The sequence below is a fragment of the Paenibacillus sp. N3.4 genome, from assembly GCF_008017805.1.
GTDB lineage: Bacteria > Bacillota > Bacilli > Paenibacillales > NBRC-103111 > Paenibacillus_E.
In genome coordinates this window covers 30,734-52,264 of the sequence record NZ_VRTT01000034.1, presented here as the reverse complement: position 1 = coordinate 52,264, position 21,531 = coordinate 30,734, and the positions used below count along the sequence as shown (strand labels likewise).

At 45.8% G+C, this 21,531-nt stretch carries 18 protein-coding genes, 1 pseudogene and 1 riboswitch; of the genes and pseudogenes, 5 read left to right on the top strand and 14 right to left on the bottom strand.

What is annotated here, in order from left to right:
- Positions 1-153: 153 nt before the first annotated feature.
- A riboswitch (purine riboswitch) is annotated at positions 154-253 on the top strand.
- A gap of 71 nt (positions 254-324) precedes the next feature.
- Positions 325-1,658 (top strand): annotated as a pseudogene (locus tag FU659_RS18210) (5'-deoxyadenosine deaminase).
- Between the two features lie 610 nt (positions 1,659-2,268).
- Here FU659_RS18210 and FU659_RS18205 read toward each other — a convergent pair.
- The 6 genes from FU659_RS18205 to FU659_RS18180 all read right to left on the bottom strand — a co-directional run bounded on the left by FU659_RS18205 (position 2,269) and on the right by FU659_RS18180 (position 8,245).
- Positions 2,269-3,255 carry a siderophore ABC transporter substrate-binding protein gene (locus FU659_RS18205; protein ID WP_147948891.1) on the bottom strand — a complete coding sequence of 329 codons (987 nt, stop codon included), beginning with the start codon at positions 3,253-3,255 and terminating at the stop codon, positions 2,269-2,271.
- A gap of 34 nt (positions 3,256-3,289) precedes the next feature.
- Positions 3,290-4,048 carry an iron ABC transporter ATP-binding protein gene (locus FU659_RS18200; RefSeq protein WP_147948878.1) on the bottom strand — a complete coding sequence of 253 codons (759 nt, stop codon included), beginning with the start codon at positions 4,046-4,048 and terminating at the stop codon, positions 3,290-3,292.
- Complete coding sequence (locus tag FU659_RS18195) at positions 4,045-4,992, bottom strand: iron chelate uptake ABC transporter family permease subunit (RefSeq protein ID WP_147948877.1); 948 nt, start codon at positions 4,990-4,992, stop codon at positions 4,045-4,047. The genes FU659_RS18200 and FU659_RS18195 overlap by 4 nt, the downstream gene beginning before the upstream one ends.
- A complete protein-coding gene (locus FU659_RS18190) occupies positions 4,982-5,935 on the bottom strand; it encodes an ABC transporter permease (RefSeq protein ID WP_147948876.1) in 954 nt (317 codons plus the stop codon). The genes FU659_RS18195 and FU659_RS18190 overlap by 11 nt, the downstream gene beginning before the upstream one ends.
- A gap of 34 nt (positions 5,936-5,969) precedes the next feature.
- Positions 5,970-6,530: a nitroreductase family protein gene (locus FU659_RS18185; protein WP_147948875.1), complete on the bottom strand. Its 561-nt coding sequence runs from the start codon at positions 6,528-6,530 to the stop codon at positions 5,970-5,972.
- Positions 6,531-6,676: 146 nt separating this feature from the next.
- Positions 6,677-8,245 carry an AraC family transcriptional regulator gene (locus FU659_RS18180; protein ID WP_187274229.1) on the bottom strand — a complete coding sequence of 523 codons (1,569 nt, stop codon included), beginning with the start codon at positions 8,243-8,245 and terminating at the stop codon, positions 6,677-6,679.
- A 401-nt stretch (positions 8,246-8,646) separates the two neighbouring features.
- Between FU659_RS18180 and FU659_RS18175 the strand changes: the two genes are divergently transcribed.
- Positions 8,647-8,931 carry a hypothetical protein gene (locus FU659_RS18175; protein WP_187274228.1) on the top strand — a complete coding sequence of 95 codons (285 nt, stop codon included), beginning with the start codon at positions 8,647-8,649 and terminating at the stop codon, positions 8,929-8,931.
- 54 nt (positions 8,932-8,985) lie between these two features.
- Here FU659_RS18175 and FU659_RS18170 read toward each other — a convergent pair whose 3' ends face one another.
- The gene (locus tag FU659_RS18170; RefSeq protein ID WP_187274227.1) at positions 8,986-11,613 is read right to left on the bottom strand and encodes an SLC13 family permease; all 2,628 of its coding nucleotides are present in this window, start codon (positions 11,611-11,613) and stop codon (positions 8,986-8,988) included.
- A 175-nt stretch (positions 11,614-11,788) separates the two neighbouring features.
- On the opposite strand from FU659_RS18170, the gene FU659_RS18165 reads away from it, so the two are divergent.
- Positions 11,789-12,112 (top strand): antibiotic biosynthesis monooxygenase family protein, encoded by a 324-nt coding sequence (locus tag FU659_RS18165; protein ID WP_147948890.1) that lies wholly within the window; start codon positions 11,789-11,791, stop codon positions 12,110-12,112.
- Positions 12,113-12,188: 76 nt separating this feature from the next.
- On the opposite strand, the gene FU659_RS18160 is transcribed toward FU659_RS18165, so the two are convergent.
- Together FU659_RS18160 and FU659_RS18155 are read right to left on the bottom strand one after the other, a co-directional pair.
- Positions 12,189-12,389: a cold-shock protein gene (locus FU659_RS18160; protein WP_028555213.1), complete on the bottom strand. Its 201-nt coding sequence runs from the start codon at positions 12,387-12,389 to the stop codon at positions 12,189-12,191.
- Between the two features lie 175 nt (positions 12,390-12,564).
- A complete protein-coding gene (locus tag FU659_RS18155; protein WP_187274226.1) occupies positions 12,565-12,777 on the bottom strand; it encodes a helix-turn-helix domain-containing protein in 213 nt (70 codons plus the stop codon).
- Positions 12,778-12,944: 167 nt separating this feature from the next.
- Here FU659_RS18155 and FU659_RS18150 point away from each other — a divergent pair, with 167 nt between their 5' ends.
- Positions 12,945-13,568, top strand: a complete 624-nt coding sequence (locus FU659_RS18150; RefSeq protein WP_147948870.1) for a TetR/AcrR family transcriptional regulator — start codon at positions 12,945-12,947, stop codon at positions 13,566-13,568.
- Positions 13,569-13,584: 16 nt separating this feature from the next.
- The gene (locus FU659_RS18145) at positions 13,585-14,835 is read left to right on the top strand and encodes an MFS transporter (RefSeq protein ID WP_261807896.1); all 1,251 of its coding nucleotides are present in this window, start codon (positions 13,585-13,587) and stop codon (positions 14,833-14,835) included.
- Positions 14,836-14,932: 97 nt separating this feature from the next.
- On the opposite strand, the gene FU659_RS18140 is transcribed toward FU659_RS18145, so the two are convergent.
- The 5 genes from FU659_RS18140 to FU659_RS18120 form a co-directional block, all read right to left on the bottom strand.
- The gene (locus tag FU659_RS18140; protein WP_147948869.1) at positions 14,933-16,117 is read right to left on the bottom strand and encodes a response regulator; all 1,185 of its coding nucleotides are present in this window, start codon (positions 16,115-16,117) and stop codon (positions 14,933-14,935) included.
- Positions 16,118-16,121: 4 nt separating this feature from the next.
- The gene (locus FU659_RS18135) at positions 16,122-17,969 is read right to left on the bottom strand and encodes a sensor histidine kinase (protein WP_147948868.1); all 1,848 of its coding nucleotides are present in this window, start codon (positions 17,967-17,969) and stop codon (positions 16,122-16,124) included.
- Positions 17,970-18,049: 80 nt separating this feature from the next.
- On the bottom strand, positions 18,050-18,931 hold the full coding sequence (locus FU659_RS18130) for a carbohydrate ABC transporter permease (RefSeq protein ID WP_147948867.1): 882 nt from the start codon (positions 18,929-18,931) through the stop codon (positions 18,050-18,052).
- A gap of 17 nt (positions 18,932-18,948) precedes the next feature.
- Positions 18,949-19,839: a carbohydrate ABC transporter permease gene (locus tag FU659_RS18125; protein WP_147948866.1), complete on the bottom strand. Its 891-nt coding sequence runs from the start codon at positions 19,837-19,839 to the stop codon at positions 18,949-18,951.
- Between the two features lie 99 nt (positions 19,840-19,938).
- Positions 19,939-21,297: an extracellular solute-binding protein gene (locus FU659_RS18120; RefSeq protein WP_397355999.1), complete on the bottom strand. Its 1,359-nt coding sequence runs from the start codon at positions 21,295-21,297 to the stop codon at positions 19,939-19,941.
- Between the last annotated feature and the right edge of the window lie 234 nt (positions 21,298-21,531).

Below are 21,531 nucleotides of genomic sequence, written 5' to 3'. Positions count from 1 at the left end.
CACGCCTTTCATTCAGGATTGTACTACCCTTATTTAATTTTACAACGATCTGCCCTAGAAGTGTATAAAAAGCTTTTGCATGATAATGTCAGCATACATAACACAGTGTTGACAAATGTTTCGGATCCGTTTACGATGTAGGAAAGCAGGAACGGAACTGAATACTATCCATTTCGTATAACCTTAATAATTGGATTAAGGGTCTCTACTTAGAAACCGTAAATTTCTAGCTACGAAAAATGTGCGCATCGGCATATTTTTCATGGCTAGTTTTTTTGTGTCCCCTGACTTCATACAATAGACAGAAGTAGGAGGTTTATAACGATGGCGACCCTTTTAATTAAAAATGCAGAAATTGTAACCATGAACCGCAACGGAGATATACTTACAGGGGATATTCTGATCGAAAATGATCGAATTACGGCGATAGGCCCAGACTTGACCCCCGCGCACGTGGACAAGGTGATTGACGCCAAACATCGCACGATCATTCCGGGCTTTGTGCAAACCCACATTCATTTATGCCAAACACTGTTCCGCGGCAAGGGGGACGATCTGGAATTAATGGATTGGTTGAAAAAGCGAATATGGCCGCTGGAGGCTCGCATGACGAGGAATCGATCTATTATTCCGCTATGCTCGGGATCGGTGAGCTGATTCAAAGCGGTACGACAACGATCGTCGATATGGAGACGGTGCACCATACCGACTACGCGTTTCAAGCGATTGCTACGACCGGGATTCGTGCGCTATCCGGCAAAGTAATGATGGACAAAGGGGACGAGGTCCCGTTTGCCCTGCAGGAGAAGACCTTCGATTCACTCCAACAAAGCGTAGATTTGCTGGAGAAATGGAACGGCCACGACGGTGGGCGCATCCAATATGCATTTTCCCCGCGATTCGTCATCTCGTGTACGGAAGATCTGCTGCGTGAGGTGCGCAGCTTGTCCGAGAAGTACCAAGTGAAAGTGCATACACACGCTTCAGAGAATCTGGGAGAGATCGAAATCGTGCAAGCGGAAACCGGCATGCGTAATGTCGTCTATCTCGATCATCTCGGCTTAGCCAATGAACGTCTCATCCTGGCACACTGCATCTGGCTTGATGAAGAGGAGAAACGCATCATCCATGATCGAGGCGTGCACGTGAGCCACTGTCCAGGTTCTAACTTAAAGCTTGCCTCGGGTATTGCCGAGACACCGGAGATGCTGAAGCTTGATATCTCTGTCAGCTTGGGTGCCGATGGCGCTCCGTGCAACAATAATCTCGATATGTTCAACGAAATGCGCCTCGCCGCATTAATCCAGAAACCCATCCATGGCCCGACTGCGATGGATGCCCAAACCGTTTTTCGCATGGCTACGATTGGCGGAGCTCGTGCCGTTGGCATGGAGAAGGAGATCGGCAGTCTCGAAGTCGGCAAGAAAGCTGACTTGGCTATTCTCGATCTCAACAATTTCCATACGTATCCGTCCTTCGACGTAGATCCGATTTCGCGTATCGTGTACTCTGCGACACGCGCCGATGTGGAAACGACGATCATTAATGGTCGTATCGTGATGGAAAATCGCATTATGCGGACGATCGACAAAGACATCGTCCTGCCCGAAGCCAATCGCTCCATCCAGCGGCTACTCAAGCGCGCCAACCTTCGCTAACCGCACAGTAGGTTGTGCCGCGCGCTACCAAATCAAATAAGGGTTAAGCTTCCGCTTAACCCAAACCCCAAACATATACATTCTTATCTCTCGAGAAAAACCGCCAGAAGATCCTGTCGATCCTATCTGTAAGCACGTTTTTCAGCGTTATAGTGAGGTTGCGACTTCGACTGACTGCTGTAACACTGAAAAACAGTGCTAAAGTTGCAAATATGTCACTTTTGATCGACTTGTCTATCTGTAAGCACGTTTATCAGCGTTATAGTGGAGTTTACGGCTTTGACTGACTGCTGTAACACTGAAAAACAGTGTTACAGCAGTCAGTTTGCGGGAGCTTTTTCCCTGCGGGACTCTCTTCATATATCATGGCATCCTTCACAGCCTAACCGTGTAAGCCCTTTCCGTGAAGTTCTTCAATTTGGGTACTTTATAGGGAACATTTAACCTTATATATTCCTTATGATTTTTTACTAACGCATCCCCATGATTACGTTCATCGCCAAACATCATCATAAGTAGATTTGACTCCTCATTTTAACAAAAAATCAAAAAGGGTTAAGCTTCCGCTTAACCCAAACCAAACATTTAATTTCTTATTTACTCTTTCATCTTACTTCACACCAGCCGCCACTTCTTTCACCATACCTTCAACAGAGATCAGTCCGCCACCGGACAGGTACCAGTAGTTAGCATCCAGATAAATGATATTGCCATTTTTAAATGCATTCGTTTTCTTCACGATCTCGTTCTCAATGATTTGTTTACCGGTTGATTTGCCATCTACGACTTTTCCGCGGTCAACGACGAAAAGGTAGTCTGGATTTTTCTCCAAAATGTATTCATTGGAAATATTTTGTCCGTGAGTGGAAACTTCAATTTTGGCATCAGCAGGCTTGAACCCGAAAACATCATGAATAATGCCAAAGCGGGAGCCTGAACCATAAGCGCTAAGCGCTGTATCTTGGACGAGAACCACAAGCGCATTTTTACCCGAAGCTGTTACTTTCGTTTGCAGTTGTTTGGCAGCATCCTCGATTTTTGCCACTTCGGCTTTGGCATTCGATTCCTTGTTGAAAATTTTACCCAATATCTCAGCGTTCTCTTTAAAGGAACCTAAATAGTTCGCATTATCAACAGCCAAGAAAATCGTAGGTGCAATTTTGCTCAGTTCCGGATAAGCTTTCTCTGCTCGTCCCGAGATAATGATAAGATCTGCTTTGGAGGCATTGATTTTTTCGAAATCAGGTTCGAACAAAGTTCCTGCATTTATATATTTGGCATCCTTATACTTACTCAAATAGGAAGGAAGATTGGCTTGCGGAACGCCCGCCACTTCTACACCTAGACGGTCCAGGGAATCCAGCACACCGTAGTCAAAGACGAATACTTTTTTCGGATTTGTTTTTACTTTCGTTTCGCCCAATTTGTGCTTAACGGTAATTTCCGTTGGCGCCTCAGGGGTTGCTGCTGCCGACGCTTGAGGACTTGCTGCCGCAGGTTTGGATGTTTCTGTGCTCGTTTTACTTCCATTGCCGCAAGCTGCTGCGAAAATAGCAACGATTAACGTTAAAACAAGAATAGATAGCTTTTTACTCATCATAGATACCTCTTTCATTTTCTTTGATTAGCCGTTAAGCAAAATAGACGCATATTTTGTTTCCATGAATGTCGTGAATCTGTATATCCATGTCATAGATTTCTTTTAAAACTGCGGAGTCGATAATGTGATCCGTAGGACCTTCCTTGACCACTTTCCCGTGCTTCAAGGCTACAATCGTATCCGAGTAGCACGAGGCGAAATTAATTTCGTGTATAACCAGGATGACCGTCTTTCCTAGCTCTTCCACCAGGCGGCGGAGCACCTTCATAATTTGTACAGAATGTTTCATATCGAGATTGTTAAGAGGTTCATCCAAAAGTATGTACTCGGTGTTCTGAGCGATGACCATGGCGATATAGGCTCTCTGATTTTGGCCACCGCTCAATTGATCCAAATATTTATGCTGCATGTCGCCTAGTTCCATATAGTCGATGGCTTCGTCCACGAATTGCCAATCTTCCTTGGTCAGCTTTCCTTGCGAATACGGAAACCGTCCAAAACTAACTAAATCTCGCACGGTCAACCGGACATTGATATGGTTGGACTGCTTAAGGATGGAGATTTTTTTAGCTAGTTGCTGACTCTTGCCTTTGCTGATATCCTCGCCATCGATATAGATTTCACCGCTATCCTTCGTAATGAGTCGGCTTATCATCGACAACAAGGTGCTTTTACCCGCACCGTTCGGACCAATGAAGGAAGTAATCTCCCCTTTAGCGATCCGTAGGGATACATCATCAACGACTGCTTTATTGCCATACCGCTTGGTTACATGTTTGACTTCGATCATGACTTATTCTCCCTTAACAGCAGGTATAAGAAGTAAACGCCTCCGACGAAATTGATGATGACAGAAAGCGGTGTGGAAAAGGTGAAGATTCGCTCAACAATGAGTTGACCACCGACTAACGCAATTACACTGATCAACATGGCGCCGGGGAGCAAATAGCGATGTCTGTACGTCTTCATGAATTGATAGGAAAGGTTTGCCACAAGCAAGCCAAGAAACGTAACCGGACCGACCAACGCTGTCGCGATAGAAACAAGAACAGCAATAAGCAACAAAATGCGCTTGACCACATATTCGTACGGAACACCAAGATTGACCGCGTGCTCTTTGCCTAGTGAAATCACATCCAAGTATTTGATGAATTTCATGCTGTATATCAGAACAACGGCAATTCCGACAATGGCGACGAGCAGCAGCTTCGTATTCACATTGTTAAAGCTGGCAAATGAGCGGCTTTGCAAAATCGCAAACTCATTCGGATCAATGAGCACTTCCATGAATGTCGTAAAGCTGCTGAAAAATGTACCCAGAATAAGGCCGACCAACAAGAGAAAATACAAATTTCTTCCTTCGCGCTTAAACAGCAGCTTAAACAGCAATAACGAAAAGAGCATCATGCCAACCACGGAGAGGGCAAAATTTGCGTTCACATTGGCAGCAAGCACGCTTTTGGAGCCGAACAAGAAAATAACTACGGTCTGCATCAACATATATAAGGCATCGAGCCCAATAATGCTGGGCGTAAGGATACGATTGTTCGTAATCGTCTGAAACCAAACGGTAGAGAGCGCAATAGCTGCGCCAGTTAGGATGATGCTGAGGATTTTCACGCCTCTTCTGGGGAGGATGTAGTCCCAATTGCCGCCCGCATGCACAGTTAGAAAAGCAACAGTTAAGCCTGCGGCTATGATACCAAGAAGGCTCAATTTGAATCTAAACGTCATAAGCCTTTCTCCTCATCAGCAAATAAATGAAAATTCCGCTGCCAATGACACCTACCGTTAAGCCAATCGGAATTTCATAGGGATAAATGATTACGCGACCCAGAATATCGCAGAACAGCACGAAAACTGCTCCCAGTAAAGCGGTGTGCGAAAGAATTTTCTTTAGGTTATCCCCTTGATAGATCGAAACGATATTCGGAATGATCAAACCCAGAAAGGGGATGGTGCCTATGCTCAAAATAACAACGGATGCTACGACTGCTACGATGATGAGGCCCAGATTGACGACCTGTCGATATTTCAATCCAAGATTTGTTGCAAAATCTTCTCCCATCCCCGCAATCGTGAACCGACTCGCATAAAGATAGGCAATGATAAGCATGGGAATGCTGATATACAGCATTTCATAGCGGCCTTTCATCACCGTAGCAAAGTTGCCCTGCAGCCAGGAAGAAATGTTTTGGATGAGATTATACTTGTAAGCAAAAAAAGTTGAGATCGACGTGATTACGCTCCCGAACATCAATCCGACCAGCGGGATGAAAATCGTATCCTTGAAGCGAATACGGTCCAATATTTTCATAAACGCGAACGTTCCTGCAAGCGCAAATATGAAAGCAACAAGCATTTTCTGAATCGGCGTCGCATTGGCGAACAACATCATTGCAACGAGTATGCCTAACCGGGCACTGTCCATCGTACCCGCCGTAGTCGGCGATACGAACTTATTCCGGGTTAACTGCTGCATGATGAGACCGATTACGCTCATACTGACTCCGGCAATCAAAATGCTGATCAAGCGGGGCAGCCGACTCACAAGTAATATATGTGCCTGATCTTCCGATAAGTGAAACAGATCAAGCGGTGTAATGTTCTTGACGCCAATAAAGATCGATGCCACCGATAGCAGCACCAGGGCGATGACTAAATATCTCTTTTTCATAACGCATCCTAACATTTCAATAATAGGGTAAGAGTTACTCTATAAGGGTTACAAGCTCTCTGGCTGATTTGCGTTTCTGTGCAGCTGGGACTTGGGCGGGATAGCCAACGTGCAGGCTTCCGACGATTTTCTCACCCGGTTTTACCCCCAACGCTTCGCGGAACTCTGTGAGATGCAGCAGCGGATACGTTTCCCACACTAGGCCGATGCCTTGCTCCCAAGCCAGCAGGCTGAAATTATGAATGAGGCAGCTTGTGGAAGCATAATCCTCTTCCCTTGTAACCGGATGTGTATGTTCTGTCATCACTACCGCGAGAAACATCGGGATCGACATGAACTTATCATAAAATTTTTGGCCGATTTCTTTTGCCTTGGCCGGATCAGACTCATTTTTTTCCCGCAGCGTACGAACAATGTCTGCCAGCTTACGGCGTCCTTCGCCTTGCACAATAACGAAGCGCCACGGCTGTGTCATCCGATGATTCGGGACCCATACGGCTGTATCCAATAGTTCCTTCACCAGCTCTAAGGCAACAGGACGATTCTCAAATACATGTACCGAACGTCGTTCCTTCAGTAATTGGGCTAATTCCATACGTCCTCCTATCTGTCATTCCGAGATCAGGAATAATGAGAATACTTATCATTGATAATCGTTATCAACGAATTCTATTCTTGCATGAAAGAAAGAGAACGTGAATGGACTTTTCTGTTTTCGGAATGGATTTTCTTGCAGCGCCATCATTTAGACAATAAATGATAAACGGTTTCATCAATTAAACTGTCATGCATCGTAGCATTGTAAAGGAGCAATCCTTGATGGCGAATCATCAGACATCGCTGCTCTTGAAGGCTTTGAGCTTTTTTCAGACGACGCCAGGAGGATTCGAGTTTCATACAATATTCATTGGAGAGGGAAGTAGAGACGAAGAACAGAACATTATCGCAATCAAGCGAAGCAACCTCGTTCAACGTATACGTATCCAGAAAATCTACCTTGTCCGCTGGTGGTGGGGGCGTGATTTGCAATTCGTCATAAAATAAGTCCTTCATCTTTTTGCGATGCAAGCCATAAACCCGATAATGTTTCTCAAATGCACTAACGAGCAGGAACGGTTTTCCACCGAGATGCTCCCGAATATGCTCACGCGCATTCTCTACCTTCATATCGAAATAGGTGAGCCAGCGCTGTGCAACACTGAACAAGCCGATATATGAACTGATCTTCAGCAAGGTTTCTTTCCAAGTATACGAACGCCATTCAATAACCTTAACCGGAGCGATTTCGGATAACGTCATGTACAGTTCATCTGTTATAGGACCTGATAAAATTAATTCAGGCTGACTATTCCGGATTTGTTCGATGTAAGGCTGCAGATCGTCTTCTAGCCACCAATCCTTATGCAAACTAACTTTGGGACTAATGCCGAGAACCGCCAAATCACCATGAAAAATAGGACAGAGATTCGTAATCCGCGTCTGAGCCTGCTTCATATATTCACTGGGGGATATCCCCATATGCTTCTTGAATAACCTGCTGAAATAGAGCTCATCCGAATAACCGACAGTATGCGCAACCTCCATAATGGAAGAGGGGGAGCTGCCTAAAAGGCTGAGTGAGCGATTTAAGCGAATTGTCGTAACGAACTTAAGCGGACTAAGTCCCGTCATACTTCGGAAGGCTTGATAAAAACGTCTGCTGGAACCGGAGAGGCGAGCGACTTCATCAATGTCTATGGTTTGATTATAATGTTCCAACATGTATTGTTTCGTTTGTTCGACATACTCGACCAAATCATCGTCAACCGATTTCGGTCTTTGCAAGAACGTCCCAAAAGAGGCAGCCATCATGTAAAGATGCGATTGCAGCTGGTAATACAAGGAAAGGTCAGGTTGACCGCAATCGCTGAGAAAATCAGGAATCCAATGCTGGATATGCGGCATACGGAAGCTATACAGCTGCAGCTCTCCCATACTTAAGAAATCAGATATTTCTTTACGCCAAGATGAAGCAGGAAATAATTCCTTTTGGAAATGTATGAGAACGAGGCTCGCTCCGTGAGGCTCGCTATTTTTCAATACGCAGCGACAATGAGGAGGGATGTAGAACAGTTCACCTGTCAGCACCTTAGCCGTCCGTCGATGGGTCTCATCTTCCAACGTGACTCGAATGATCTCATCCCGAACAAAAGCAAACATATATCCATCGCGAGGCGGAAGCTCCAGTGTCGTTTTGCTCTCAATATGGCATTCGTCCGTTTTTTGATAATGCAACGCAGGGACACCGGAGCAGGTGCTTTTTAACATCATTGTCCACATCCTTGCTAGTTATTTCTTTCTATACTTTAAATGATAATGATTATCATTGTCAAATTTGGGTTGATTTATATAAATGAATGTTTACGCCTGCTCTTTACAAAAACGAGATACGACACACCATTAGCATGTAGGTTCGAAGAAAAAACGGAGCGGCACACATGTAGAGTCCACTGAAAACCTTCCGTTTTTTTAGTGAATTAAATAGTTGTATCAAAAAAGACGACTCCAATTCATTGCTTGAATTTAGAGTCGTCTTTTTCAGGTGCTCAACATCGAAATCGGAGCTTGAAGAAAGGTAAGAGGGTGCAAGAGGGGGAGGAGATAACCGAACCGATATATGGACCAATGAACGAACTGATGAAAGGACCGTGGTTCCGTTATTGTCGTCTTGAATGACCTATATGGAACTTAACGGACAGCAGCGCCGTTATTCGAGCAATCAGAGGCCGATGTCTACGATTTTTCCGCACTTAACGGAACGTATGTCCGGAAGCAGGCGCAAGACAAGGGATAAAGGGCAAATAACGGCTGTTATGTCCAGACGGGCGGGTCTTAATTCACAGGGTGCCATTCGTACCCGATTGTTTAAAGTTCAAGCATGGATTCTGAAAGGAGAGCCTTTTACTTTTTTCCACTTTATTAAAAGCGATTTTTCAGTGGCCTCACCTATGTGCTGACTCCGTAAGCACATCAAAGCTCATATTTTTCATAAGTCATCTGCTGATTTTAGCTTACTGAATTAAGCCCAGCCATTTCCAATAGGGGACACAAACAATCGCCAGAAGTAAAACGGCTAAGCCGTAGCCAAGCGCAATCTTCTGGCCTTGCCTATGACTAAAGGATTTCCCTTCCGAGCTATAGTAAGCTGTCAGGTAAGTCGGCGATTGATAAGCGAAGAAGAAGGGATCAGTGGATAACAGCACCACGAAGACAAGGATCCATGGATGAATGCCAACCTTCTGCGCGAGTGGGAGCAGAGCCGTTACGAGTAAGATAACTGCCGGGTCATCTCTGACGATGAGCGTCACCACGAACGACAGCACAATAACCGCTGCCAGGAAATAATAAGGTGACGAAATGAAGATACCCATATGTTCACCAAGAAAGGCGGATAATGCCTCAACAAGACCGAGCTCATTGGTGGCTGCCGAGAAACTAAAGGCCACACCCAGAAAGAGCAAAAACGTCCAATCGATGCCACTGGCCATCGTAGGCCGATCCAACACGCCGCTAATAACAAGCACGGCAAAACCAACGAGCATGATCCACGCGCTATCGATACCGTGCAAGGGCTGAAGCACCATCATGATTATGCAGCCCAGCACGGTTGACACAGCAATACGCTCTTCACGCGATAATGGCCCGAGCAAACGAAGCTGCTCGTTCAACACTTCACTGGAAATCGGCTTGGCTGCCGATGTATTTCGGAACATCATAAATAGGATAGCTAGCAGAACACCGCTAAATATAAGAAATCCTGGTAGTGCGTAAAAAAACCACTGTACCCATGAAATCGGTGCTGATAAAGCAACAAGACCGTATGCCAGTACATTCGTGTAAGAGCCTGTCAGTACGAACGGTGCCGTAAACCCATAAAAAATCATAGCTGCTAACCCTAGCCCTGCCGCTCCATGACTGCGTGCCCCGAATCCCATCGATTCGGATAGCGTTTGAGCAATCGGAACGCCAAGCGATACTTTGGCTGAAGAGGAGGGAATCATCGGATTCAGGATGATCCCGCCGGCCACGATGCCCCAGAGTTGTCCCCGATAATGAGAGGGGAACCGTTTCAACGCATGCAGCGAGAAGCGATAGAGAAAGCCGGATTTCGTAATGACAGCGCTCATTGCCATGATGAAGATCATGTACAGCCAGGTCGGGGAGGCGAAGCCCGACAAAGCAACCTGCGGCTCGACTAATCCGCCGAGCACCCAGAGCATGACCATGCCCAGCGCGACAATGTAGTCGGGCATGATGTTGACGATCCACAGGATCACGGCCGCGAGGCCGATCCCGATGAAGTCCATGCCGTGCCGCGACAAGCCGGCGACTGGCTCGACATAGTGAAAGCCGAGCATGGACAGCACGGCAAGAATGACCGCCGCGAAGCCAAGCAAGCGGCTGCGCTGCCCAAGCCTTCCCGCCTTCTCGGCGAGGAGCTGGCTCTTGCGTCTGGCCAGCATCTGCTTGGCCAGACCATAGATTCGCTCTTCGCTGCGCTGCGGCTGTGAAGACCCCGATTGCGACAACGCGGTTGCTTCCGCCAGCTGCAAATATTCCAGAGCCAGCTGCTTACGCTCGAGCTTGTGGCACAGATCGGCTCCCCACTCGTAGATGGTGACGAGCTGCTGCGCAGCATAGACGGCCCCTTGCTTATCCAGCGTAGCCTCGATAACCGACAAGCCCGCTTCCGGTGCGTGTTCCACACAGTAGCGGACATAGAACATCAAAATCTCATAGCTTTCAACCAGCAGCGCCTCCGGACAGCGCCGAAGCGCATGGCCGATCTCTTGCAGCCGCGGATCAGACTCCGGTAGAGCGCCTTCTGCGCGCTCCACCACGTCAAGCACCCTCCCCCACTCGCCTCGGGATGCATAAATATCCACCACAGATGACCATTCTTCTTGCGCCTCATAGAAGGCTGCGGCCTCTTCTGCCCATGCCTGTTGATCCACGTATGCATAGTGCCTTGGAAAGATGTTTCGAAGCTCCTGTGCAAACTCGGCTCGTAACTGCAGCCATGGCGCTTTAGTGTCATCTATATGTATGAACTGTTGCAGAATAGGGTAAGCTTTCACGTTCTCATCAAAATCAAATTGAAACGCATAGGTAATTAATGCGTCATTCACTCGCGGCAAACAAGCAAGCCAAAACAGGAACTTTACCAACGGCTTCGGCAGTTGTTCCAATTCCTTCTCCAGCCAATGCGCTTTCGCTTCCTTGGATGCTTGCAATCGTTCATTCGTCATGACTAACCGTTGGGAGAGAAGCCGAATAAAATACGCGGAAATCTGCCCCTGCTCCACGATCAAGCGATCAAATGTTTCTCGATCAATATGATATAAAACGCTATCAACAGCCGCAACAGCCGTGGCCGAGCGGGGCTCGTCCGTTAACAACGCCATCTCACCCAACGTATCCCCTTCATATAAAAAGGCAAGCGACTGATGAGTTCCTTCTTGAGTCTTAGAAAATAATTCAATTTTCCCGGTTTTGATCAGATACATGCTGTCCCCGAACTCTCCTTGCTCGAACAAGGAAGATCCGACAGGCATCTCTATTTTTTCTAATTTGCCTAAAAGCTTGGCTAATTCCAAGTTAGAAAATCCTTTGAACATTTCGATATCCTTGATTGCCACGTGTACCCGACTCTCCTTGACGTTCTCACTTTCCTCATATGAATACTCTACCTTCGAATAAATGCTTTTGTAAACCACCATTCCAACAAATTCAAATTGGAGATGAAATTGACAGTGAGAATGAATATCAATAGAATGAGAATTATGTTTATTCAAGAAAGGAGTCTTATCCTTGATGCTAATAGAAATGTTATCTATTGTTGTGAAAGAAGGCTTTTCAGATCAGGTGGTCCAACGGTTCACAGCAGAAGCAGCCGTCGAGAAAGCGGAAGGGTTCGTCGATCTAAGCGTTATGGTCAAGCAAGCCCGCAAAGGCGAGGAAGAAATTATCGTGATGATTCGTTGGGAAAACGAAAGATTATGGAAACAATGGGAGCTGAGCGAGCCTCATCTGGAGGGTCATCGTCAAGAACGCAAACACGGCAAACCGGATTTCGTCCTCTCTTCCAAAAACGACACTTACACAGTTAAGGCAGTAAAAAACCCTTATCCGGGTTAAATAAACGCAAAAAAGAACGACCCTTAACCTAAGTTGAGGGTCGTTCTTCGAGAATGCTATATGTGCAAGCTGAAGCTTACAGTTTTACAACGTTCTCAGCTTGTGGTCCGCGGTTGCCTTGAACTACGTTGAACTCAACGCGTTGGCCTTCGTCCAAAGATTTGAAACCTTCGCCAGTGATTGCGGAGAAATGTACGAATACATCGTTTCCACCTTCAACTTCGATAAATCCAAATCCTTTTTCTGCGTTAAACCATTTAACTGTTCCTACTGCCATGGGTAATACCTCCAAAGTTTTATTAACATGTCTTTTTTCTTGTTTCGAACAAAAAAATTACACATTGGAAAAGGTTTCATCACTTAAATGACAACCCTTTGCAATACGCAATTCAGGTTAAATCTTTAAGAACTATTATTACTTTACCACACAATAAACGGTAATGCAATTTATCCTAAGAGGGATTTCTTACTAAGGCTAGCAGCTCTTCCCTGTCCGCAACTTTTAGTGCGATGGATAGCGCTATAACGACATCTTCCGACGGCGTAATTCGACCATTCTCGATCGAGTTTAAAATGGAATAACTGACTCCAGCTTTCTCACCGAGCTTACGGAGAGTAAGGTTTTGCTGCTGCCGCAGCTCTTTCAGCTTGATATGGAATGCCACTGTGCCTGCCTCCGTTAAAATGGAATATTTATTTTTTGTTGAAATTTGCTGAATAACTTTTATTTTAACACACTCGCCTTTTTTTCCAAAATCAGTTGTAAAATGAATCGTGTGTCAGTATAATAAATGACACATGATTCATTTATATTCATATATAGAGGAGAAAGATGATGTCCCCAAAGGTATCCGATGAGCATAAAGAACAACGTAGACGACAGTTGCTGGATGCAGCGGAGCGTGTATTTATCCGTAAAGGCTATGAGTCTGCAACAATGAAGGATTTCGTAGAAGAGGCGGAGATGAGCCGTGGATGGATTTATCTTTATTTTTCATCGAAAGAAGAAATCTTCGCGGCCATTGTTGAAAGAATGGATGCGGACAATACCAAGCAGGTGGAAAATCAGCTTGCTCAATCATCCAGCATGTGGGAGACCGTCGCTGCTTTATTGGATCAGCAAAAAGAGGATCTCGCGGAAAGTTCCAGCAGCATGGCTTCAGTCATGTACGAGTATTTCATTTCAGGTTGGCGCAGCGAAGAACGAAAGGCACAGCTAGCAGGCAGATACGCCAGCGGTTTCGGGATCTTCACCACTCTGATTGAGAAAGGAATTGAACGAGGGGAGTTCAAGCCAACGCTATCGGTGCCGCTTATTGCGAAAATTATCGCTGCCCAATTAGACGGTATTCTCACGCATACGTTAGCCGTAGGTCATGAGCAAGCCGAAGTGGAAAATCAAATCGATGCACTAATCGCTTACAGCAAACAGCTGTTGGGCGTTGTCCATCCATAAATCGGAGTGTGTGCCTATGATGAGCTTATTTCGCAACGCTTCTTTCACCCGACTTTTTCTCGCCAACTTCGCCTCCCAGCTTGGTACCGTTGTTGGCAACATGGCGTTCGCTTTTTACTTGCTTGACCGTTTCGGCTCGCAGCCCTTCTATGCGACGATCGCCGAGCTTATGTACGCCCTGCCAACGCTCGCGGTTTTTTTATTCGTCGGCGTGATTGCCGACCGCTTGGATCGCAAGCGAATCGCGGCGAACAGCGACTGGATTCGAGCAGGTCTTACTGTATTGCTTTTGCTTAGCGTTCACAGTAATTGGCTTATAGCCGCATTCGCTATTTTGTTCTTGCGCAGTGCGGTAGCCCGCTTCTTTGCGCCTGCAGAGTCTTGTTTGCTACAAGGCATCATGGAGCCTGATCAGTATGTGCAAGCCGCTGGCCTCAATCAGACGCTAATGGGTCTATTCATGCTCTTTGGGATGGGGCTCGGCGCAGCCGCTTATCAGTATCTGGGCATTGAAGCAGCCATCATCATCGATGGGGTTAGCTTCCTCATCTCAGGGACGCTTGTGGCGCTTTGCCGATTTCCTCAAGAAGTGCGGCTGCCGAATGGTCGCACCCAGCTAAAAGACATCAACTTCAGCCTAATCTTCACCGACTTTCGGGAAGGGCTACGATATATCAAGGAACACAAGCTGCTGAAAGCAATGATTAGTGGATTTGTTGTGCTCGGCTTCGTCAACGGCGGATTCGCTGTGCTTCCTATCTTTACGATGAAATACAAGCTAAGCCCTGATCATTACCAAACCTACGCCTCCTTGTTAACCATATGCTTAGGAATCGGTTTCCTCATAGGCAGCGCCTTAGCTGCTACATTAGTAAAGCAGTTCGGCAAGATGAACATACTTATCAGCGGATTACTGCTGGTTGGCGTTCTGACCATGGTGCTAGGCACGCTTAGCCACATTTGGCTGTTCCTTACGCTTGTAGCGCTTATTGGCTGTGCGCTTGCCCCTGTCAATGTTGTCATTGGCGGTTGGATACCGGAAATCGTCCTCCCCACCCAGATGGGCCGCGTAACGGCCTGGATGGATCCGCTTATGATGATGGCCCACTCTGCTGCGTTAGGCCTCATCGCCATTGCTTTCCCTGCCTGGCTATCCGTGAATATGCTTTACTACGCACTTGGCGTGTGCTTGCTCGGTGCCGGTTGCTACTTTGGGCTCGTGCTTCCCTCCCTAAACAAGAAACAAACTACGGCTGTAGAGAGCTAGGTTTTGGGATTCTCTAGTATGACTAAGAGTCGCCAATAGGCGACCTCTTAAGTAATTTCTTATATTTAGTTTTAAACAAGGTTATCAAAAAAACTGACTAACATTTATCCGTGATGCTCAACTGCTGCTCCTGACGGTATTCCGAAGGCGTGACGGCGTACTTCTTACGAAACACTTGCGAGAAATGGCGCATGTCTTGGTAGCCAATGCGTTCTGCAACTTCTGCAAGCTTCAGTTTGGGATTCATAAGCAGTTGCTTAGCTTGCTCCAACCGCAGATGGATGACGTATTCTTTGAATCCTTGTCCCGTCTTCTGCTTGAAAAGCTGGCTGAAATAGACAGGATTCAAGTAGACGATAGCGGCCACTTTCTCCAGTGACAAATCTGCGTGATAGTGTGTGCGGATATATTGCAGCGCGACTTCGATAGAGCGGTCACTGCCGCTAGCGTAATGCTCGTAAACCTGTGTGATGGCGGCTTGCCTCATTCGCTGAACCTCGGAAGGCACAGACTGGAACTGTTCAATGCGCTCAGTGCTCATGATTTGAAATGGTACCTTTAAATATTTAACAAGATGGCTCCGCAGTTCATCAATGAGCAGCGTTAAGCTTCCACTTTCAGAAAGTGTAACCAGCCCTAATAGACTCTTGCTATCATGCACGGTTACAAATCCTTTGCCATATTGTTTAATAAGCTCCTGAAGCACGTTCTCAATTATAAAATTCTCAAGATGAACAACTTTGTCGCTTTCCATTTTCACCATAATCAGATTGAAATAAGGATGCTGCTCCATGAACGGCGTCATGTCAATACGACCGATGTCCAGGCCTAGCGCCCAACGTTGGAATACTGCCTCTTGCAAGTATCTGCGATTCATTTTCAACAGATCAGTTTCTTCCGTCAACTCTGTCTCGCGAGCGATTTCCTCACTCAATTTACCAATCATCTCGGCAAGAACTTCCTTGCCAATGGGCTTAAGCAAATAATCTTTCGCTCCCAGCCGAACGGCCTCTTGTGCATAGACGAACTCCGAATAAGCGGATATGACGACCCACTTTACATGCGGATGGCGACCCCTAGACATGTTCATGAGCTCAAGTCCGGTCATCCCCGGCATTAAAATATCAGTAAGCACAATATGAATGTGATGGCCGCGCAGCATAGTGATAGCTTGTTCCGCATTGGCCGCCAGATGAATGTGGTGTTCGGGAAACCTATTTTGCAGGGTCCTCTGAATACCTTCGCGAATAACTGTTTCATCATCAACGATCAAAATATCCATGACTTTATCCACCTTTTCTAGGAAGTGGCATCGCAATGATAACCGTTGTGCCTTCCCCTTGTTTACTATGCACCCTGAGGCCATAAGCATCTCCGAACATCAGAGCCACACGGCGATGAACATTGGTAAGTCCAATTCCTCTTCTTGCTTTTTTGGATGTAGAGCTATTCGTTGGAGTAGAAGTACTTGCACTATACTTACCGTCCGTATAATTCGATTGCTGCATCATAGCGGTCGAATCATCCGCCAACATCGCCTGCATTTGTTCCAGAGTGTCAGCGTCTATCCCTACACCATTATCCTGGATCACAATAAGCAGTTCTTGCTCTCTTACTTCTGTGGAAACATGAAGCTTACCGTGCTGATTAAGCGGCTCCAGACCATATTTAACAGCATTCTCAATAATCGGCTGAAGCGTCATCTTGGGCAAGCTCACATCGAGCCATTCCGGCGCAATGTCGATCTCCGTGCTTACCCTGCCCTCTAGCCTGCTTTCGATAATCGTCATATAATGACGCATCTGGTCCAGTTCTTGTCTCAGTGTTGTCTTCGAAGCTTCTTCCCAATCACTGCTGTAGCGGAACATATGAGATAAAGCCAATATAACCCTGCCCAGCCGGTCGTTCTCCCGTTCATCAAGCATCCAATAAATCATATCTAGGGTGTTATACAAAAAATGAGGATTAACCTGGGATTGGAGCGCCTGCAGCTCTGCGTTTTTCTCACTGATGGAAGATAGCGTTATCCGCTCAATCAATTCATCCATTCGATTCACCATGCGGTTGAAGGATGAGACTAACGAGTTGATTTCTTCGAACGACTTGACCGTTACAGAGCCCTTGAAGTTCCCCATCTCGACCTGTTTCATCTCACGAATGAGGAGCTTTAGCGGTGAAGCAATGTTGCGAGAAATGATGGTAGCCAGCACAGTGGACAAAATAACAAGTACGACGATAACGACATACAAGTACTCCCTGGTTTTCACAACCTCGGCGTTAATGTCCCCTTTGGGGGTTAACCCGAGAACGGTCCATTCCGACATCTTCGCTTTCGCGGCAACGATGAGTTGGTCTGTCCGGTTATCAACGATAACCTCGCTGTTCTGAGGACGCGGAAGCCCGCTGAAGGAAGGCGGTTTTACTTTGTCTTTTTCAGTTGAAGCAATCATTCGATCTTCTTTGTCCACAATGTAGACTCGACTGTTTGGACTTATCGTTACGTTCGAAAGTGCCGCGAGAATCGGCTGCGGATTTGCCTCTATCAGCATGACCCCAATCATCCGGTGGTCCGTTAAGTCATATAGCTTGCGTCCGAAGACGAAAAGCTGCTCTTCCTGGAAACGGTTAATGACCGAGCCTTGGAACAAGCCAAGCCATATCATTTCACCGGAGGAAGTGGACAGCTTCTGGTACCAATCAGACGATGAATAGTTAGCATCGAAAACACCGGCGAAACGGCGCTCGTAGTTATAGTTTTTGCCCCCATTTGTAATGACATGAATACCTACGATGTCATCCCGCGAATAATACACAGCACCCAGCATGTTTGTGATGGAGCGTTCATTAATTATGCTAAGAGCTAGATCCTTGTTCGCTTCACGGTCTTCAATCAAGCGGAGCAGCTCATAATTGCTGTTCAACGACTTGCTGACGCTATCATAGCCTTGCAGCAGTAAGTCAAACAGCCCTACGGTTTGAGAAATATTTTTCTCCGCTAAATCACTAATTTTGCTATGGATTATTTCTGTAGTCTTCTGATAGTAGAGGATGCTTACAAGCAGTACGAGAACAAGCATGCAAGAGATAAACAAAAGAAATAAACGATTATGAATAGAATGCAGACCCCGAGTCATGTTGTCGTCAATCCTCCTTCGTTAAGTCCTGCATTCCATTCTACCACAAGCCTGTGAACGGCAAAAAGAGAGGGGTGAAATTAACCTTTCACCGCTCCCGCTACCATACCTTTTGTAATTTTATCAGCTAATAAAAAGTAAATCAGAATGACCGGCAGAGCGCCGAGTACAAGAAATGCACCGATGGCTCCATAGTTCACGGAGTATTGACTGACGAAGCTGTTTACCCCAAAAGGCAGCGTCTTCAGCCGCTCGGACGATATGAAGGTTGCAGCCAAAATGTACTCATTCCATATGCTGATGAAGGTCAGAATACAAACGGTCATCATTGGAGGAATCGAAATTGGCAAGATGATGCTTCCAAATATTCGAAACACGCCTGCTCCATCCATAACCGCTGACTCTTCAATCTCACTCGGAATGGACTTCATAAATCCACTTAGAATAAAAACGGCTATAGGCGTCTGGAACGCGATATAGGGAAGAATAATTGAGATATGCGTGTTGAGCGCGTGTAAATTTTTGAAAATAATCATGAGCGGCAGCAAGGTCGCCTGCAGCGGCACCATCATCCCGATGAGGAAGATGACCATGACCAGCTGTCCGTATTTCCAGCGAAATCGACTAATGGCGAATGATGCTAGTGAACTTAGCAAAAGAACGCACGCCATGGTTACCGAAGTCACGAAAAGACTGTTTTTTAGATATTGAAAATAATGTCCCGCTTTGATGGCATCGCTAAAATTTTTCCATTGAAGGACGTGCGGTAAGGCGAAAAATTTACCGGACAAAATCTCCTCATTGGTTTTTAGCGAGTAAATGAATAACCAAAGCAGCGGATATACTTGTGTAACTACTAGCGCGGAAAGCAAAATAATCACGATGACTTTGGCGACGGAGAGGCGTTTGCGTCTCACTGTGGTGATAGGTTTCACCGAAGTTATACCTGTTGTTGCTTGCATGGCGACACTCTCCTCCTTCATGAAAATCTTCTTTCTAGTCGATTGAATACGTAATTAATAATAATCGTTGCGATTAAACAAACGCCTACCAAGAAAGCTGCAATCGCACTTCCATATCCGTATTTCATGGAGAGGAATGACATGTTGTACATATGTGTGGAAATGACGTCCGTGGCATGAGCTGGTCCACCTGCTGTCATAACCATGACCATGTCAAACGCTTGCAGCGAGCCAATGAAGGCAAGGACGATCGATATTTTGAAAATCGGAATGTTCATAGGGAAGGTAATGTGCCAATCGGCTTTAAGCCCCTCGGCACCATCGATTCGGGCCGCTTCATAGATATCAGCAGGGATATTCTGAATTCCGGTAAACTGGATCAGCGTATGATAGCCCAAGTACTGCCAAAGAGCCACAAAATAAAGGGAGTACATCGCAATCTTTGGTTCTGTCAGCCATGATCTAGTCCAGCTATGCAAGTTCAGCATATCCAGCACTTGATTCAGCATGCCCCCCATAGCGGCAGGGTTATATATGGTTTTCCATAATTGACCGATGATAACAACAGAAAGAATGACCGGTAAAAAGTAACTGGAAACGAGAAAATTCGGTTTTTTGATAAAACGATTCAACAGAATAGCGACTCCTAATGCGATAGGAATTTCAGACATAGAAAACACGGCAAACATCAGCGTGCGGCGCACAGATGGCCAGAACACGGGATCAGCGAAAAGCAGGGTGTGAAAATTTTTCAAACCGACGAATGTCGAATCGCCAATTCCATTCCAATCTAGTAGTCCGCTATAAAGCGATACGAGAATAGGAACGAAAACAAGGCTGACATAGATAATTAAACACGGCAGTACAAACATGGCAATCGTCCATTTGGAGACTCTTAACACATTCACTTGGCTCGCCTCCTTCATGCGGATAATAACCAATTCGGAACTTACCCTCAGTGCCACTCACGGCGCTTAAGGATAAATTCCGATTTGGCTGCTAATTCATTATTTTTTATTCGTGTCGTAAGCTGTTTGGTGTTCTTTACCTACTTCAGCAGGATCTTTCTTCTGAACGAATAGGTTTTGAATGCTTGTTAAGTGACCTTGTGCTGTTCCTGGGTTCATTGTGTTATCAAATGCAATGTCGCCGCCTTTAACTTGTTTGAACAAGCCAAGTACTTCCATCGCCATATCGGAGTATCCGGCAGCTTTGAAGTCGCCATCCACTTTCTGTGCAACACCAACTGCGCCTTTAACTGCGAAAGCTTCTTTCGGGTAGTTCAACATGAAGTAGTTCAAGAAATCTTTAGTTTCTTTCAAATGTTTGCTGTTTGCAGAGATCGCGAATGCGCTGCCTGGAGCAAGCATGAATTCGTCTGGGTTACCTTTGCCTTTAACAGTCGGGAATTTGAATACGCCCACTTTACCGTTAACGGAAGAAGTTTCAATACCGCCAGTTGCCCAGCTGCCCATGTAGTACATAGCTGCTTTACCTGTTTTGAACAAGTTTTCACCTGCGTTGTAGTCAAAGGATGTTGCGCCTTCTTGGAACGCGCCGGCTTGAATCAAATCTTCAAAGCTGCTTACTGCATCTGTAAATGCAGGATCTGCGAAAGTTTTCTTACCATCAACAACGGATTGCAGGAAGCCAGGTCCACCGTTGGTGCGAAGCAAGATGTTCATGAACAAGAAGGAACCTGTCCACGAGTCTTTTTCACCGATAACCATCGGTTGAATGCCTTTGCCTTTCATGGTTTTAACCGCTGCTATCATCTCTTCGAACGTTTTCGGCACTTCAACGCCAGCTTGCTTGAACAAATCTTTGTTATAGTACACAACACCGATGTTGTTGCCATCTGGAAGTGCGTAAATGTTCTTATTGAATGTGTAGAAGTCTAGGATTCCATCTTGGAAAGTTCCTTTGAGTCCGTTTTGCTCAACCATATCATTTAATGGCGCGAATAGGCCTGCATCAACGAAAGGCTTCATTTGTGCGGATGGATTCACGATTGTGATATCCGGAACTTCTTTGGAAGCAGCTTGTGTTTTGAGCTTCAACTTTTGTTGGTCTGTGTTCAAGGAATCAAGCTCGATTTTGATATTTGGATTTTTCCCTTGATAATCAGCAACGATTTTCTTCAGCATGCCGTTCTTCGGATCTGTTGGATCTGGATATATATTTTGGAACGTAATCGTTATGTTTTCTTGTTTCTTAGGTTGTACGGTCTCGCTTGGTGTTGCTGTTGCGGCCGCTTTAGGATCCGGTGTGCTGGTTGGCTTGCTGCCGCCTGCACCGCAAGCTGTTAAGCTAAGAGCAACTGCGCCTACTGTGACCATCTGAAGTGCTTTGTATTTTTTTATCAATGTGAATCCCCCTCGTTATTTGATGTCTTTATTATGCCTCCATACTGGTAGCCCTTACAATGTGCGAAATATAGGTATGATGTTTAGTTTTTATAGGTTTGTGAGAATTTCTTGATATCGGGCGATGAAATGCCTTTAGCTTGCTTATGATTTTAGATGAAAAAAATGCCCTTCATCGATCCGATTTGGATCCCTGATGAAGGGCTGCATCTTTCTATTCTCCGTAGACAATCT